This window comes from Pantoea pleuroti (genome assembly GCF_014156615.1).
GTDB lineage: Bacteria > Pseudomonadota > Gammaproteobacteria > Enterobacterales > Enterobacteriaceae > Pantoea > Pantoea agglomerans.
Genome location: NZ_SBFD01000002.1, coordinates 91,571 through 109,285, shown reverse-complemented (window position 1 = coordinate 109,285; position 17,715 = coordinate 91,571). Strand labels below are relative to the sequence as shown.

General features: G+C 55.7%; 7 protein-coding genes and 2 pseudogenes. 8 read left to right on the top strand and 1 reads right to left on the bottom strand.

Translation table 11 applies throughout. The annotated features are described in order from the left end of the window. Nucleotides 1-43: 43 nt before the first annotated feature. From EPG66_RS04455 to EPG66_RS04435, 5 genes and pseudogenes are all read left to right on the top strand, one after another. A complete protein-coding gene (locus tag EPG66_RS04455; RefSeq protein WP_182686089.1) occupies nucleotides 44-1,762 on the top strand; it encodes a ShlB/FhaC/HecB family hemolysin secretion/activation protein in 1,719 nt (572 codons plus the stop codon). Between the two features lie 39 nt (nucleotides 1,763-1,801). After that, the gene (locus tag EPG66_RS04450) at nucleotides 1,802-12,190 is read left to right on the top strand and encodes a hemagglutinin repeat-containing protein (protein ID WP_182686087.1); all 10,389 of its coding nucleotides are present in this window, start codon (nucleotides 1,802-1,804) and stop codon (nucleotides 12,188-12,190) included. Next, nucleotides 12,190-12,525, top strand: coding sequence for a hypothetical protein (locus tag EPG66_RS04445; RefSeq protein ID WP_242456614.1), 336 nt, complete (start codon nucleotides 12,190-12,192; stop codon nucleotides 12,523-12,525). The genes EPG66_RS04450 and EPG66_RS04445 overlap by 1 nt, the downstream gene beginning before the upstream one ends. A gap of 254 nt (nucleotides 12,526-12,779) precedes the next feature. Further along, nucleotides 12,780-14,141: pseudogene (locus EPG66_RS04440) on the top strand (VENN motif pre-toxin domain-containing protein); the annotation flags it as partial. Beyond that, nucleotides 14,138-14,623 (top strand): hypothetical protein, encoded by a 486-nt coding sequence (locus tag EPG66_RS04435; protein WP_182686085.1) that lies wholly within the window; start codon nucleotides 14,138-14,140, stop codon nucleotides 14,621-14,623. The pseudogene EPG66_RS04440 and the gene EPG66_RS04435, both read left to right, overlap by 4 nt. Before the next feature lie 42 nt (nucleotides 14,624-14,665). Here EPG66_RS04435 and EPG66_RS04430 read toward each other — a convergent pair whose 3' ends face one another. Further along, nucleotides 14,666-14,881, bottom strand: a complete 216-nt coding sequence (locus EPG66_RS04430) for a SymE family type I addiction module toxin (RefSeq protein ID WP_182686083.1) — start codon at nucleotides 14,879-14,881, stop codon at nucleotides 14,666-14,668. A 360-nt stretch (nucleotides 14,882-15,241) separates the two neighbouring features. On the opposite strand from EPG66_RS04430, the pseudogene EPG66_RS04425 reads away from it, so the two are divergent. From EPG66_RS04425 to EPG66_RS04415, 3 genes and pseudogenes are all read left to right on the top strand, one after another. Beyond that, a pseudogene (locus tag EPG66_RS04425) lies at nucleotides 15,242-15,436 on the top strand (hemolysin); the annotation flags it as partial. A 580-nt stretch (nucleotides 15,437-16,016) separates the two neighbouring features. Beyond that, on the top strand, nucleotides 16,017-16,580 hold the full coding sequence (locus tag EPG66_RS04420; protein WP_182686079.1) for an Ail/Lom family outer membrane beta-barrel protein: 564 nt from the start codon (nucleotides 16,017-16,019) through the stop codon (nucleotides 16,578-16,580). A 478-nt stretch (nucleotides 16,581-17,058) separates the two neighbouring features. After that, a complete protein-coding gene (locus EPG66_RS04415) occupies nucleotides 17,059-17,601 on the top strand; it encodes a glycine zipper 2TM domain-containing protein (protein ID WP_003849847.1) in 543 nt (180 codons plus the stop codon). Nucleotides 17,602-17,715: the final 114 nt, after the last annotated feature.

Below are 17,715 nucleotides of genomic sequence, written 5' to 3'. Positions count from 1 at the left end.
CAGTCATATACATTTTGTTACACCTTAACCACATGGATCGGTTATGCAGCCCCAAAAAAATGGAGTTTTAACAACGCTGGCACCTCTGCTTTGCGCTTTGCTGATTACCACCCTGCCAGTTTGCACTGTGCAGGCGGCACCGGGTGATGAGCAATTACAGCATCAGCAGGAGCAACAAAAAGCGCGTCAGCAGCGGCTGATGCCACAGGTGCCTGATGTGCGTCTCTCAGAAACGGTTCCGGCACCTTCCCACCTGACGTTCCCGCAGGAAACACCCTGTTTTGTTATTCAGCAGGTCAGTCTGTCCGGGCAGGAGGCGCTGCCGCACTGGGTGCCTCTGCAGCGTCTGGCCAGTCAGGCCAATGGTCATTGTCTCGGCGTAAAAGGCATCAGCCAGTTAATGAGCACACTGCAAAACCGGCTGATCAATCATGGCTGGGTCACTACGCGCGTGCTGGCTCCGCAGCAGGATCTGCGCCAGGGCGTGCTGCAACTTCTGATCGTGCCTGGCAAAATCCGCAGTGTGGAACTGTCACCCTCATCATCCCGCTATGTCAGCCTGTGGCCGACATTACCCGCCCATGCAGGCAATCTGCTGGATTTACGGGATATTGAACAGGGACTGGAAAACCTGCAGCGTCTGCCGACGGTGGAAGCGCATATGGCGCTCCGTCCTGGCCTCAATCCGGGTGAAAGTGACATCGTGATTGAACGCACGCAGCGCCGTTTCTGGCGACTCGGCGCATGGCTGGATGATTCCGGCACCGAAAGTACCGGGCGCTATCAGAGCGGGATTATGCTGGCGCTGGATAACCCGACCTCCCTCAGCGATCTCTTCTACCTGACCGCCAGTCGCGACCTGGGATTTGCTGGCAGAAAAAGCAGCAAAAGCCTGTCGGGACATTACTCGGTGCCTGTCGGCTACTGGCTGTTTGGCCTTACCGCCAGCGACTACGACTATCATCAGACAGTCGCCGGTTACAGCCGCGATTTTCTCTATGCCGGAAAGAGTCGCTCGCTGGATGTGCAGGCCAGCCGGGTGATCTACCGCAATGCCGCCGCCAAAACTACCGTCAGCGCCGATGTGCTGGTTAAAGAGTCGCGCAACTTCATCAACGACACCGAAATCAGCAGCCAGCAGCGCCGTACCAGCGCATGGCGACTCGGCCTGTCGCACCGGCACTACATCGGTCCGGCGACACTGGACGCCGGTGTCAGCTATCAGCGTGGTACGCGCTGGTTCGGTGCGCTGCCCGCCTGGGAGGAGTCATATCAGGACTCTACTTATGCCACCGCGCTCTCTAAAATCCTGACCTGGCAGGCGGGACTCACCACGCCGTTCGCGCTGGGTAATCAGCATTTAAGTTACAACATCCAATATCGTCGCCAGATGAGCAACACCCCGCTGACACCGCAGGATGAGTTCGCGATTGGCAACCGCTGGACGGTGCGCGGTTTTGATGGTGAACGCACCCTCAGTGCCAGTCGCGGCTGGACCGTTCAGAACACGCTGGCCTGGCAGACGCCGCTGCCCACTCAGGAGCTTTACCTGGGTGCCGACTATGGCGAGGTGGGCGGCAACAGCGCCTCCCAGGGTGGACCTCTGGGACGACATCTGGCGGGCGGCGTCATAGGATTGCGAGGCGCGATCACGCCCGCCAGCCTGAGCTACGACTTTTTTGCCGGGATTCCTCTGTCGAAACCGGACGGCTTCAAAACCGATCCTGTCACCTATGGTTTCAGCGTGAACTGGAACTACTAAACCTTTTATCGATATTGCTGACAATGGACTGTGCGCATTATGAATAAACTCTGCTATCGCCTTATCTTCAACCGGGTTCGCGGCATGTTAATGGTGGTGTCTGACATCACCCGTAGCGGCTATTCACGTGTTGCCCGAAGCCCGAAGCGCACCTCATATGCAGAGGCGAGGGTGCGGATCTCACCGCTCAGCTTTGCACTCTGGCTGGCAGCGGGTGTGGTCAGTCTGCCGGTGCAGGCCAACATTGTGGCAGACAGCAACGCGCCAGGCAGCCAGCAGCCTACCGTCATGGCCACCGCAAATGGTCTGCCGCAAATCAACATTCAGACGCCCAATAGCCAGGGTGTTTCCCGCAACCAGTACAGCCAGCTCGACGTTGACGCGCGCGGCGCAATCCTGAACAACAGCCATCAGAACACGGCTACTCAACTGGGTGGCATGGTGGCGGCTAACCCCTGGCTGTCAAAGCAGGAAGCGACGGTCATCCTCAACGAAGTCAACAGCCGTAATCCCAGCCAGCTTAACGGGTTTATCGAAGTAGCCGGTAAGCGGGCTGCGGTAGTCATTGCTAACCCGTCAGGCATTACCTGTAACGGTTGCGGATTTATCAACGCCAGCCGCAATACGCTGACCACCGGACAGGCGCTGATTGAAAACGGCCAGCTCAAAGGCTTTGATGTTAATGGCGGCCGAATCAATATCGAAGGTCAGGGCCTGAATGACAGCGATGCAGACTACACCCAGATCATTGCGCAGTCGGTAGCGGTTAACGCAAAAGTTCATGCCCGCGAACTCAATGTGGTCACGGGCAGGAACCAGGTTGCGACCGAAGGTACCGTCACTACGGTGAAAGCGGATAATGGGACGACACGGCCTGAGTTTGCGCTCGACGTCGCGGCAATTGGCGGCATGTATGCCCATAAAATCACCCTGACCGGCACTGAAAAGGGCGTTGGCGTGCGTAATGCCGGTGAACTGGGTGCCAGCGCCGGTGAACTGCACCTGACCGTGGATGGCAGACTGGAGAACAGCGGCACGCTGCAAAGTCAGGCCGCGCTGCAGATAGCCAGCACTGGCGATCAGGAGAACCGCGGCAACATCGTGTCACAGCAGGATGTCTCGCTGGCCTCCAGCGGCACGCTGCGCAACAGCGGGCTGGTGAGCGCAGGCCGTAACGCGACACTCTCCGGCAGCACCATTGAGAGCACCGCTGAAAGTACGCTGGCGGCAGGCGTTGGCGGCAATGAGACGCTGAGCCAGCCCGGTAATTTGTTGCTGACCAGCCAGGGTGAGCTTAAGGCGCGGGGTAAAAACCTGGCGCACGACCAGATTCAGGCGCGGGGCAGCCGGGTCGATCTTGCCGGGAGCCAGACCTCAGCAGATGCTATCGCGCTGACCTCTACGCAGGCGGATATCAGCACCCAGGGCGCCACGGTGGTGGGTCGTACACTCGGGATTCAGGCTGCGACAGCACTTAACAATGATGACGGCAAACTGGCGGCCGGCAGCCTCGCTGTCGCAGCACAAAACGTCAGTAACAATCGCGGCCTGCTGCGCCAGCAAAACCGCGAAACCCTGACGATCTCCACGGGGTCGTTGCTCAACAATCAGGGCACGCTGAGCAATGAAGGTGATACCCGGCTGCAGGCGCAGCATATTGAAAACCGCAGCGGGCTCATCGCAGGTAACGGTGACTCACTGCAGCTGGATACGCCATGGCTGGATAATCAGGGCGGCACCGTGCAACTGGCGGGCAATAATGGCGCGCTGAACCTTAATGCGACCCGGCTGGAGGGCAATCAGGGCAATCTGCTGTCAGCGGGTGCGTTAACGCTCAGCGGCGACAGGCTCGATCTCTCACAGGCACACACCCAGGCAGAGTCGCTGACGCTGACGGCGGGCACGCTGGATCACCGTCAGGGTCTGCTGTCGCAGCGTGGCGCTGGCGAGATGGCGATCGCGGTTTCGGGTGACACAGACAACCGCGGTGGACGGATTGAGAGCGGCGGTAATCTGCATTTTGCATCAGGCAGCCTGGATAACAGCGGTGGCACGCTGCTGGCTGCGGGCAGCGGCGATCTGCAACTGGATGTTCAGGAGACCCTGACGAACGCGCAGGGTGCGCTGCAGGCCAGTCGCAATCTGCAACTCACCAGCGCAAGCCTGAATAATCAGCAGGGCCTGATTGCTTCAACTGGCGGTGACGCTACGCTGAAGACCCGTGAGGCTATTGATAACACCCAGGGTCGCATCGAAGCGGGCCAGCAGGTCACTTTGCGCAGTCAGGCGCTGGATAATCAGCGTGGAACCCTGCTCGGCCGCGGCGTGACCATCGACACGCAGCAGGGTGAACTGAACAATACTGGCGGCAACCTGGTCGCCCGTACCGATCTCAGCATTTCCAGCGGGACAACGGACAATCACAGCGGTCTGATCCAGTCAGGCGGCGATTTGACACTTGATACCCACGGACAGGCGCTGATTAACCGTGACAGCGATAAAGCAGGGATAATCAGCGGTGGCGCACTTGCCCTTAACAGTGGCGACCTGGATAACCAGAACGGCGTTATCGCCGCTGCCTCGGCGGCCAACATCAGCAGCGGCCTGCTGACCAACATTGACGGCACACTGATGTCTGATGGGGCGCTGACGCTGAAGACCGGCGCGCTCGACAATCAGCGAGGCTTATTACAATCGGGTCAGGCGCTCTCACTGGATACTCACGGCGCGCAGCTGAACAACAACGCCAGCGGCGATCGCGGCGGCATTGTGGCGCGCGGCGATCTGCAACTCTTAACCGGAAAGTTAGCCGGTGATCACGGCATCATTCAGGGACAAAACCTGGTGATCGATACGCAGGGCCAGGCCGCTGATTTCAGGTCTGCTCTGCTCAGCGCCAGGGGCGAACTATTGCTGAGCAGTGGCGCGCTGGATAACAGCGGCGGGCGACTGCAGTCCGGCGGTGATATGCAGCTTAATACGCACGGAGAGGTGCTGAATAACACGGCATCAGGCGGCGTTATTGCTGGGGCTAATCTGCATATCAGCAGTGGTGATCTTGATAACAGCACGGGCTCGCTGGTCTCGGCGGGCGCTATGCGGCTCACCAGCGGTGGACTGAACAACGTCGATGGGATTATTAATGCCGATCATGGATTAACGCTGGAAAGCAGCAGCGTGGATAACCAGCGCGGCCTGCTTCAGTCGGGTGAGGCGCTGTCCGTCAACACCCAGGGCGGCGAACTGAATAACCGCGACAGCGGCGAACGCGGTGGCATTGTTGCAGGCGGCGATCTGCTGCTCTCCAGCGGCCAGGTTGATGGCCGTAGCGGGGTGATGCTGGGACAGAATATTCGCATCGATACTCATCAGCAGACCTTCGACCATCAGCAGGGTCAACTGGGCGCTAAAGGCACCCTGCAACTGGATAGCGGACTCCTCAACAACCGGGCAGGCAGGATTGAGTCGGGTGGCGATCTGCAACTGGACACCCACGGCAACAGCCTGATCAACCGTGAGAGCGGAGCCGCAGGCGGCCTGTTCAGTGCGGGCATGCTGAAGCTCTACAGCGGCGCATTGGATAATCTGCGCGGCTTCATCACCGGTCATAGCGGCGCGCAGGTTGTGACGGGCGATATCAACAACCAGTCCGGCACGCTGACGGGCGGCAAAGGGCGGCTCGATCTCACCAGCGGGGAGTTGCAAAACCAGGGTGGCCTGTTACAGGCTGGCAGCGACATGACGCTGGACACTCAGGGTCACGCCCTGATCAATCGCGACAGTGGTGACCAGCGCGGTATCGTTGCCCTCAACAGTCTGGATCTGCGCAGCGGGGCAATTGATAACCAGACGGGTTTCATTGCCGCCGGACAGCAGGCATCACTCAGCGCCAGTGAACTGAACAACAGCCAGGGACAGGTTGCAGGCAATGGAGGGCTGACTTTCAACGGTCAGGCGCTGAACAACAGTGACGGTAAACTGCAGTCGGCGGGGGATATCACCCTCACCACGGCAGGTCAGACGCTGACTAACCAGCGCGGACTTATTGCCGGTGCCGGTAACCTCAATATTGAAAGTGGCGCGCTGGATAACCAGCAGGGACAGATCCAGGGTGGGTCGGATCTGACGCTCAATGCGGGACAAAATGCGCTGCTTAATCAGGCGGGCAAACTCCTTTCGGCAGGCACGTTGTCGCTGACGGCGGGTCAGTTGAACAACAGTGACGGGGTAGTGCAAAGCGTCGGCAACGGCACCCTGTCACTGAGCCAGCAGATGGATAACCGTAGCGGGATGATTCAGGGCGGCCAGCAGATGACGATCACTACGCCATCGCTGATCAACCGCGATACACGACAGAGCGGCAAAGGCATTGAAGCGGGCAGTTTAACTATCGAAACTGGCACGCTGGAAAACAGCCAGGGCGCTCTGCGCGCAAAACAGAGGCTGGCGCTTACAGTGCAACAGGCACTGGATAACGTCAGCGGGCTGATCTCGTCAGCGGATACGCTGACTATTAAGGACTCAGCCCAGGGGCAGGCGCTCGCCATCAGCAATCAGCAGGGCACGCTGATTGCTGATAAAGAGGCGCAGATCAACGCAGCTTCCCTGAGTGGCGACGGACAGGTGTTGTCGCAGGGGAATCTCGGCATCACGCTGGCAGGTGATTTCCATAACCTCTCAGAGGTCAAAGCCAACGGTACGCTGCGGCTGACGGCGGGCGGAAACGTGACCAACGACGGCACCCTTGCTGCTCAGCAGGCGCTATTCCTTACCGCGCAAAATATCAGTAATCAGGCAAATGGCGAGATAAGCGGCGGGCAGACCGAAATTACGGCAGCCGACACCCTGAACAATCGCGGCTTGATTGACGGCGGACTGACACACCTGGTGGCGGGCGTCCTGAATAACAGCGGCACCGGCCGTATCTATGGCGATCACATTGCCATTGCGGCTACGCTGCTCAACAACCTCAGCGAAGCGGGCAAAGCGGCGGTGATTGCGGCGCGGCAGCGACTGGATATTGCGGCTGGCACGCTGAACAACCGCGACCATGCGCTGATCTACAGTGATGGCGATCTGCACATTGGTGGCCAGCTGGATGCGAATAATCAGGCCACCGGACAGGGGCAGCAGCTCAACAATGACGGGGCAACAATTGAGGCCGGGCAGGATGCCACGATCAGCATGGCGGAAATCAACAATACCAACCGCCACCTGACCACGCAGGTCGTTACGACCGAAGATAGCCAGCATCACGACGCGGTGCTAAAAGGCCACACCGATCGTTTTGACTGGGCCGACGTGGATACCAGCAAAAAAAACAAATATGGCGTGCACACGGCAAAAATGCCGGATGGCACCAGCGGCAGCGAGTTTTATGAGTATGACTACCGGCGGATAGTGAAAGAAACCCAGATCAAAGAGAGCGATCCGGGCAAGATTCTGTCGGGCGGTAACATGACCTTTAGCGCCGGCCGTCTTAACAACCACGACAGCCAGATTGTCGCGGGTGCTGTGCTCGGCGGTCAGATAGGCGAGCTGAATAATCAGGCGACAAAAGGAACGCGCGTTACCACGGACGACGGGAAATCGGTTCGCTGGTATGCGAAGAAGAAGAAAAAGAAACTGGGTGGAACCAAAACGTCGCAGGGCAAAGATAAGAAAAACTACCGCCCGGCGCCCGTGACGGAAACCATCGATCTGCAGACGCTGAGCTGGCAGGCGAATGCCGCGCCGCAGGGAAATGGCTATCAGACCGGCAACCGCCAGCAGCAGGGCGTCACCGCGCAGGCTGACCGCATCGACACACCTGCTCTCCAGCAGACGGTTGCGGCAGTGGCACTGAGTGCCACGGATAGCGGCAGTGCGTTACTGCCAGCCGGATTACGCTATGACAGTGCGCTGACACTGGACAAGCTCGGCAGCCTTAAAGACCGGCCGCTGCTGTTACCTGCCGGGCAACAATTCTCGCTGACACTGCCAGCAACGGTCGTCGACGGACAGACGATTACGCCTGTGATCCGCGCCGTCTCACCGGATATCCGGCTGCCGGACAACAGCCTGTACCAGCTGCAACCTGGCAGTGACAGCCATTACCTGGTCGAGACCGATCCGCGCTTTGTGAATCAGAAGCAGTGGCTCAGCAGCGACTATATGCAGAACGCTCTGACCACCGACAGCAGCCGGATCCTGAAGCGGCTGGGCGATGGTTATTACGAGCAGCGACTGGTGCGCGATCAGATTATTCAGCTGACCGGCAACCGCTATATCAGCGGGTATGGCAGTGATGAAGATCAGTATCGCGGACTGATGAATAATGGGGTAGCCTTCGGCAAAGCCTACGAACTGGAACTCGGTGTGGCGCTGACCCCGGCGCAGATGGCGCTGCTCACCAGCGATATCGTCTGGCTGGTGAATCAGACCGTGACGCTGCCGGATGGCACACAGCAGACCGTGCTGGTACCGCAGGTTTATGCGAAAGTGAAGCAGGGTGACTTAACCGGCGACGGCGCGTTGATCGGGGGCGGTAGCGTGGCGCTGAATGCCCGCAACGACATCACTAATAGCGGGACCATTAAGGGTCGCGACGTGACGCAGCTGACGGCGCAGTCGCTGACCAACAGCGGCTACATCAGCGGCAACACGGTCAGTCTCACCGCCCGTCAGGATATCACTAACCTGGGCGGCGTCATCGGCGGTGATAAGCAGGTGTCGCTGCTGGCCGGACGGGATATTACCAGCCAGTCAACGCTGCGCGGCGACGGCACCGACCGCTGGATAGATCGTCCGGCCGGTATCTACGTGCAGGACACCGACGGTGCGCTGACGCTGAGCGCGCTGAACAACATCACCCTGGCCGCCAGCGATATCGGCAACGCCGGAGAGAAGAGCACCACGAAGATTCAGGCGGGCAATGACCTGACGCTCGGCACCCTCAGCACGCAGCACACTGAAAATGACAGCTGGAACAGCAGCAACTACCGTCGCCTGTCACAGCAGAGCGATGCCGGGTCACGCATCACCGCCGGCGGCGCGCTGCAGCTGAGTGCCGGACAGGATATCCGCGCTACGGCAGCGGACGTCACGGCGGGCGGGACACTGACCGCCAGCGCCGGACGCGACATCGTGCTCAGCGCGGGCAACAGCCGTACCGATCTCACCGAACACAGCAGGCAGTCGAGCAAAGGCCTGCTGTCGGGCAGCAGTCTGGAAACCCACGACGAACTGCACAGCAGCGAGGCGCTCAGTACCACGCTTAGCGGCGACAGCGTCCGGCTTCAGGCGGGCCGCGACATTGCAGTAACAGGCAGCAACGTCGCCGGTACGCAGGATGTTGCGCTGACCGCTGGCCGCGATCTCAGCATCACGACCGCCACAGAAACGCGTGATGAAGTGCATCAGCGCGAGGAGAAAAAATCTGGCCTGATGGGCACTGGCGGCATCGGTTTCACCGTGGGTCAGGCGATGCAGAAGAGCAGCACCGATGCCAGCGGCGCACTCAGCCGCGGCAGCACGGTGGGGAGCAGCGACGGAAGCGTCACCCTCAGCGCCGGTAACCAGCTTAACGTGCACGGCAGCGACGTAATCGCCGGTAAAGATCTCTCCCTGAGCGGCAGCGACGTGACCCTCAGTGCGGCCGAAAACAGCCACACCGCACTGACGAAAACCGAGCAGAAGCAGAGCGGGCTGACGCTGGCGCTGTCCGGCACCGTGGGCGCGGCGCTGAACACGGCAGTGCAGACCGCCCGTACCGCCGATGAGAGCGGCGATGACCGGCTGAAGGCGTTGCAGGGCACCAAAGCGGCGCTGACGGCGGCCCAGGCCGCGCAGGCTTACCAGATGGACGGCGCGCAGACCGACGCGGCGAACGCCAGAAACACCGCCGCAGGCCTGAAGCCGGGCGACAAAGGTTATGAAGAAGGCTCCACCAACTCGATCGGCATCAGTCTTTCTTACGGCAGCCAGACGTCGAAAAGCGAGACCCGCACCGAAAGCCGTGAAGCGCAGGGCAGTACGCTGGGCGCGGGCGGTAACCTGGCCATCACCGCCACCGGCGCACAGCCGGGCAGCGCGGGCGACATCCTCGTGCAGGGCAGCCAGCTTCAGGCGGGCGGCGACCTCGGGCTGACGGCGAAAAACGACATCAGCCTGCTTTCAGCGCAGAACAGCGAGCGCACCGACAGCACTAACAGCAGCAAGGGCGGCAGCCTGGGTATCGGCCTGACCGCCGGGTCGGGCGGCTACGGCATCAGCGTTTCAGCCAGCGTCAACGCGGGCAAAGGCCGGGAGAACGGCAACGGGCTGACCCATACCGAGACTACGCTCACGGCGGGCAACGGGCTGAGCCTGAACGCCGGGCGCGACACCACGCTGACCGGCGCACAGGTGCGCGGGGACAGCGTGAAGGTGGATACCGGCCGCAACCTGACGCTGACCTCAGAACAGGACAGCGACCGCTACGATAGTAAGCAGCAGAACGCCAGCGCGGGCGGCAGCTTCACCTTCGGCTCGATGACCGGCTCCGCGAGCGTCAACCTCAGCCAGGATAAGATGCACAGCAACTGGCAGAGCGTGGCCGAGCAGACCGGCATCTTTGCCGGGAAGGGCGGCTTTGACGTTACGGCGGGTGAGCACACCCAGCTGAACGGCGCGGTCATCAGTTCCACCGCCACCGCCGATAAGAACCGTCTCGACACCGGCACGCTGGGCTTCAGCAACATAGAGAACCACGCGGACTATAAAACCGAGCATCAGAGCGTGGGCATGAGCACCGGCGGCAGCATCGGCAGCCAGTTCGAAGGCAACATGGCGAACGGTCTGCTGGCGGGGCTGAACGGCAGCGGCAGCGCCTCGTCGGTGACGAAGGCGGCGGTGAGCGACGGCACTATCGTCATCCGCGACACATCGAAGCAGACGCAGGACGTGTCGGCGCTGAGCCGCGACGCGGCGGGTGCGAATCCGGGGCTGGATAAAATCTTCGATAAGGAGAAAGAGCAGCGGCGGATGGAGACGGTGCAGCTGCTGGCGGAAATCGGCAGCCAGGCGGGCGACATCGCGCGGACGCAGGGCGAGATTGCGGCGACCAGAGCGGCCACGGAAAAGATGGAGAACATCTCGCCGGACCAGAAGAGGGACGCCGAAGCGCAGTGGCGCAAAGCGAACCCGGGTCAGGAGCCGACCGCGGCCGACATCACCGGACAGGTCTATCAGACGCTGTACAACCGGGAGATGCTGGCCGGCGGCCTGGGAACCGGCGGCTCGGTGCAGCAGGGCATCAGCGCGGCGACGGCGGCGATTCAGGGGCTGGCGGGGGGCGATTTGAAAGCCGGTCTGGCTGGCGGTTCGGCCCCTTACCTTGCAGAACTGATTAAGCAGAAAGCGCCGGATGAGGCCAGTCGTATAATGGCACATGCTGCGGTGGCCGGAGTTATAGCTGCCGCACAGGGTAATTCAGCGGCAGCAGGTGCGGCGGGCGCGGCTACCACCGCCGCGATGGGTGAAGCCATCAAAAATGTTCTGTACGGTGACGTGCCGGTCAGTCAGCTTAGCGAACAGCAGAAGCAGACGCTGGTTGCGCTGGGAACGGTTGCGGCGGGTCTTGCAGGTGGTCTGGCTGGAGAGACTACGGCGGACACGGTAGCCGGAGCGCAGGCGGGCCAGAACGAAATCAGCAATAACATGGTCAGCATGGGCATGTTGCAGATGATGCAGGCTAAATCGTTGCTGGATGCGGCGGCAGTGGCCGAAGCGGGCCAGGGCGGCGCAAATGAACAGGCGGCACTGGCGCTGACCAAAAAGGTAAAAGCAGGGCTGGACGCGACCTGCCTGGCGAATACCAGCTGTGTGATAATGGCTGTGGTTACGGCACAGCAGCACACGAACGGAGCAGGCAGCAAAACCGAAACCGTACCGGTTAATGATGATTTGACGGGTGGTAAGCTGGTCAATCCGGCGCAGGATGAGAATAAGGGAACTCCGCTGATCACGCCGGATCAGTCTGGTGAGCAGGGATCCAGCAATACCGGAAATACGGATGGTATGCCGGATACGGGAGGCAATACCACGGTTACGCCGATCCCTGAGCAGAATAAGGATGATCTGGCTTATCTGGCTAAGGATTTTGAGCCAAATAAAAATTCTGTAGGTAATATGGGTGAATTTCTAAAACAACCTGGGTTTGGTAATATAGTTAAGGATAATACTCAAAAAACTAATCAGCAGTATCAGGGGCAAAGCATCTATAAGGCTACGGACAAAATTGGTGATTATATTAAAAAAGGCGATCAATTCTATCTGGATGGTTTACACAAGGATCATATCGAAGTTTTTGATAAACGAGGAAACTTCAGGGCTGTTCTGAATTTGGATGGTTCTGTAAATGAAAGAAAAACTCAACAAGCTGAAGCTGAAGGTCGAAAAATAAAATGATGTCATCTTTGAATAAACTCAAATACAGCCTGCTCAATGTCGTAGTTGATCAAAAAATAGAATCCAACATCAATATTGAATCAGAGGTTGTTGAAAACTATGAAGACTATGTTGCCGATTTTCTTAATGCAACGGAATTGCTTGAAAAAACAATAAAAGCTAAAGATAAAATAGCTATTAGATGCGCATTGACGCGAGTGAGAATGGCATCGTTAAACATGTCAAATCTTTATCAAGATATTGTAGATGACGTGATAATGATAAATCAGCAGGACACTTGGCCTGAAATACCTGAAGGATACAAACTCCCAGAACATTACAATAAACCTCAATGAATTAAGTAAAAAAACTAGCCCTCCGACCGGGGTTTTTACTTTATAACTAGTCAGTTACCTGATAATCGCAGCAATTCGATTAACCTTATCATCACCGCCACCCCACCGGCGCGGAGCCGGGCAGCGTGGACGACATCCTCGTGCAGGGCAGCCAGCTACAGGCGGGGAGGGGGGGCACGGCCTCGACCTGACGGCGAAAAACGACATCAGCCAGCTTTCAGCGCAGAACAGCGAGCGCACCGACACCACCAACAGCAGCAGGGGCCGCGCCGTACCTGGCGGAGCAGATACACACGCTGACGACCACAAAAGGCCCGGATGGCAAAGAGGTGGTGAATGTTCAGGCAAACCTGATTGCGCACGCGGTAGTGGGCGCGGTGACGTCATACGCGTCGGGTAATCCTGCACTTGCGGGTGCTTCTGGCGCGGCGATGGGCGAATATATTGCGCAGCAGATGTATCCGGGAGTTAAGCGCGAAGACCTCAGTGAGGAGCAGCGGCAGACCATCAGCGCGCTGGGGACGCTGGCGGCGGGCCTTGCGGGCGGCGTGGCCGGAGACAGCACGGGCGGTGCGGTGGCGGGCGCGCAGGCGGGTAAAAATGCGGTTGAGAATAACTGGCTGCACGTTAACGAAAAGACAGAGCTTGAGATAGCGAAGCAAAAACTCAAGAGCAACGACCCGGCAGAGCGTGAGCAGGCACAGCAGAAGATAAACGACCTGCGTGAGAAAAACATCAGCCGTGACAAGAAAGTGACGGATGCCTGTGGTAATGGCCGGGCTGCCACCCCCGCATGTGCTTCGGCAAGGTTAGAAGCTTATTCGGTCAAAGGTGAGTATGAGACCGGAAACTACAATAATAAAGTCAGCGACATGTACCCGGATGCCTACGGGCAGATAGTGAACCTGCTGAATATCACCAGTGTTGATGCGCAGAATCAGCAGCAGGTTAAGGATGCGATGGTTAACTATGCCATGTCGCACTTTGAGGTTGATAAAGCGACAGCTGAGCAGTATGTGTCAACATATGAAGGGATGCAGATAGTTGCTGCTTCCATGACGCCTGTAATTGGGTCAGCAGCAGCGGGTAAAATAGAAGCACTGGCAGGTAAACAACGCCTGAACAGTAGTTTTGAAATACAGTCCTTGCCGGATGCTAACGGAAAAAATCATGTTACAGCAGTGAAAGGGGATGCGAAAATACCAGTCGATAAGATTGAGCTCTACATGCGTGGAAAAGCTTCTGGCGACCTGGAGTCTTTACAGGGAGAATACAATTCTTTAAAAGATGCAAAAATTAGCAGTCAAAAAGAGTTTGCAAAAGATCCAAGTAATGCGAAAAGAATGGAAGTGTTAGAAAAACAAATCCATTATATTGAACGTTCTCAAGATATGTCTCGGGTATTAGATGAGGCAGGCATAGGAAATACTGATAGCAATAACAGCATGATAATGGATAAGTTATTGGATTCAGCACAGGTTGCTACGCTAGAAAATAGAAAAACATCTGCTGTTGTATCAGGGCCTAACGGTAGAGTAAGAGTTTATGCTACATGGACAATGCTTCCTGATGGCACGAAAAGACTTTCAACTGTTAATACGGGGGCCTTCAAATGATGAAAGTGAGTAGAATAGAAAAAAATATTGAAGGTTTAAAAAGTTACTTGACTAATGGCTATGTAGATTCGGAGTCATACAATTATCCTGAGGATGATGCGTTAGAATGCCTTAGTGATTTATTAGTTAAAGATCAAGATCAGTGCATGTTATTTTGTAAAAAAATACTCAACTCAAACAATGTCGATGGTATTTTTATTAAAGGTTCAGCACTAAGCTTTTTATTTTTGTCAGAGCAATGGTCTTATGCGTTCGAATATTTAAATAATAATTCTGAGAATATATCCATAGCGGAGCTTGAAAAAGCATTATTTTATTTTTACTGTGCAAAGAATGAGGCAGTTCCTTATCCTGCACCTGAGGGATTATTCAAAAAGCTAATGAAAAGATATGAAGAATTGAAAGATGATCCCGATGCAAAATTTTACCATCTTCATGAAACGTATAATGATTTTGTAAAAGCTTACTCATTAAGTCACTGAAGAAATCCCGGCCGCACAGCGCCGGGAATTTTTATCTGCCGATCACTCCCCAGCCAGCCGGATGATCAACTGCCCCGGCCCGGTGATCACCTCGATCTTCTGCCCGGTAGTAAAACCCAGAGCTTCCAGCCAGCGGCCTTTGATGGTGAGCTGCGGCAGCGGGTTCGGCTGGCCCCTATTAGGGCGGTATCCCACTCTGTAATAATGCGCAGCGGTTGTGGCCGTGCGGGTTCCTGGCTTATGATGCGTGTCAGCCATAATCAACTCCTTATCAGTTGGTGGTGGTCAGCGGGCTGTTGGTGTTCCACCACCTTCAGTCCGCGCTAAAAAAATCTCTCGTTATGTGCTTCCTGTTCTGTTTTTACCTGTTTAAATATACACCACCTGCCAGGTAAACTCGCTAAAAGCTAAGTAATAAATTGCGAGTTGTCTCTGAAAACCAGATAGTTTTTCTCCGGTCTGGCTTTCATTCACTTCTTCTTCCTGTAGCCTTCTGTATTAACTGTTACGGGTTGGCTTTCATGCTGTGAATCCGCGTTAACCAGCTTTTATTCTGTCTTCCGGGTTACGTCCATATATCCACCAAAACCGGTAATAAGGGTTGCGACATGGCACCGTTTTGATATGACAGCAGGTGAGCACACCAGGTAGAAGGGTGCGGTGATAGACTCCACCGCCACCGCCGATAAAGACCATTTCGACATCAATACACTGGGCTTCAGCAACATTGAGAACCACGCGTACTATAAAACCGAGCACCAGAGCTTAGGCATGAGCACCGGCGGCAGCATTGGCAGTCAGCTTGAGGGTGACGCTTTTTGGGAAAATACAGGTGTTATCTTTCCGAATATTTTCATTGTATTCAGGAGGGGTTAAATAAAACTGTAACTTAGTCTTTTAAAGGGTTGGGAACATTTCAGGCAAGTTAGTAATCTGCGTTAATGGATTGTATAACGCAGTATGGTTTTCTGGATCTATGTGCAGTAATGGTTTTCAGGGGTTTTTGCTTTTTTATGGCAACTCGGCCTTGATACCTCTAATTCTTTTTGGTCTAATAATGCCATTAAGAATTGATTGATAACTAACCGTCAGGATGAATCCTGTGGTTAAATTCTTTACTTAACCTAAATTAAGTGGCCGAAGTGCCATTTAATAAGGCTGGCGTTTAAGTTTCACATTGACTCAGGCCAGCCTGTTTTAAAAAATCCGGGTATGAATAGATGCTCTCCGACCGATCTGAACATCAGGCGCGGAGCGCTACATGAAATTCCTGTCCGATAAAGACGGATTGATAAAAACTCTATCCTGTCCGTCGGGTATTGGTGATTCAGGGAATGAAGTCCTGCGTTAAGCGCAGGAAAATAATGTTAAATTATGAAAAGGAATTAATTACATGACCTCTAAAATGACGATGCTGGCATTACTGTGTGGCGGTCTTCTCGTGGGCAGCAATGCGCTGGCTGATAATCACACCGTCTCGGTTGGATATGCACAAAGCAAAGTTGAAGACTTTAAAAACATCCGTGGCGTCAACGTTCAGTATCGCTATGAATGGGAGTCTCCTCTCAGTGTGATTGGCTCATTCAGCTACATGAAAGGCGATGAAAGTTTTTCTGAGCGAGAAGATTTTTATGGCGATGTCAGCGGATATGATGGAAAAACCAAAGTGAAATATTACTCACTGATGGCAGGTCCGGCATATCGCATCAATGAATACATCAGCTTCTATGGATTAATTGGTGTTGCCCATACCAAAGTGGATGAGAACGTGACTTATCCCGGAGTCTTTTCCGAAGAATATAGCGAAAATAAAACCTCTTTCGCCTATGGCGCTGGCGTTGTCGTGAATCCTGTCAGCAACCTCTCTGTAAGTGTTGGCTATGAAGGTACTCGCGTAAAATATAACGAAGATGTTGCCATCAATGGTTTTAACATCGCTGTAGGTTATCGGTTTTAAGCCGTTGAGATGATCAAGCATTCCGGTTAACTGACCGGAATGCTTAGCCTGCCAATCCCGACATCAAAAAATCACGAACTCCCCGTACTCCCCCGCTTAAAGTAACAACCGCATACGTGGCGCATGCTCCCCGATGCCGTAAATGTGGTAAGCAAACGGGGCAGCCCCGATCATAACCCTGGCGCACCTCAGTTGCTAAAATGCATTGTAGCGGCAACTATCTGACTGTTTTTTAAGTTGTTATCTTCTTTGTGGCCGGGTTATCGCTGCTGCTTTTCCAGCCTCAGAACTCTCCTAAAAACTGGTCCTGATAGCAAAGTGACCAATTTCCTCCATTTATCTGATGTTGCATTTTCGGTCCATCTGTAAAACTTCATCTCAACAAACACGGCGCGTCGCGCACGCCGGTTATACCTCAGTTAACGAGGATGCTTTAGCAGCAGGATTGCGCGGTAACACTTTTCAGGAGGAACTTCCTGTGAATAAATCAATGTTAGCGGGTATCGGTATTGGTGTGGCAGCAGCTCTGGGTGTTGCAGCCGTAGCAGGCATGAACGTGTTTGATCGCGGTCCTCAATATGCTCAGGTACTGTCTGCAACGCCAATCAAAGAGAGCATTAAACAGCCTCGTCAGGAGTGCCGTAATGTCACTCTGACTCACCGTCGGGCCGTGCAGGATGAAAACCGTCTTGCCGGGTCTGTATTAGGTGCAGTGGCAGGTGGAGTGCTGGGTCACCAGTTTGGTGGCGGTCGCGGCAGAGATGTGGCGACAGTAGCAGGTGCGGTAGCGGGGGGTTATGCCGGTAATCAGGTCCAGGGCGGACTGCAGGATCGGGATACCTACACCACAACCGAACAGCGCTGCAAAACCGTTTACGACAAACAAGAGAAAAAACTGGGATATGACGTGACCTATAAAATAGGCGATCAGCAGGGTAAAATCCGTATGGAAAATGACCCCGGCACGCGTATTCCACTGGATCGCAATGGTCAGCTGGTTCTCAACGGCGATCAGGCGTAATTGGGCAAAGCTTTGCCGCTCACGCGGCCACACAGCACAACGTAATACAGCAGTAATGAAAAAGGCGCATCTCAGGATGCGCCTTTTTTTGCGGCAAACTAACCGGCGCTTTAC

Excerpts from the sequence above, each read along its gene's own strand:
- EPG66_RS04435 (WP_182686085.1), top strand. The coding sequence starts at position 14,138 with ATGATGAAAGTGAGTAGAATAGAAAAAAATATTGAAGGTTTAAAAAGT.
- EPG66_RS04455 (WP_182686089.1), top strand. The coding sequence starts at position 44 with ATGCAGCCCCAAAAAAATGGAGTTTTAACAACGCTGGCACCTCTGCTT.
- EPG66_RS04420 (WP_182686079.1), top strand. The coding sequence starts at position 16,017 with ATGACCTCTAAAATGACGATGCTGGCATTACTGTGTGGCGGTCTTCTC.
- EPG66_RS04450 (WP_182686087.1), top strand. The coding sequence starts at position 1,802 with ATGAATAAACTCTGCTATCGCCTTATCTTCAACCGGGTTCGCGGCATG.
- EPG66_RS04445 (WP_242456614.1), top strand. The coding sequence starts at position 12,190 with ATGTCATCTTTGAATAAACTCAAATACAGCCTGCTCAATGTCGTAGTT.
- EPG66_RS04430 (WP_182686083.1), bottom strand. The coding sequence starts at position 14,881 with ATGGCTGACACGCATCATAAGCCAGGAACCCGCACGGCCACAACCGCT.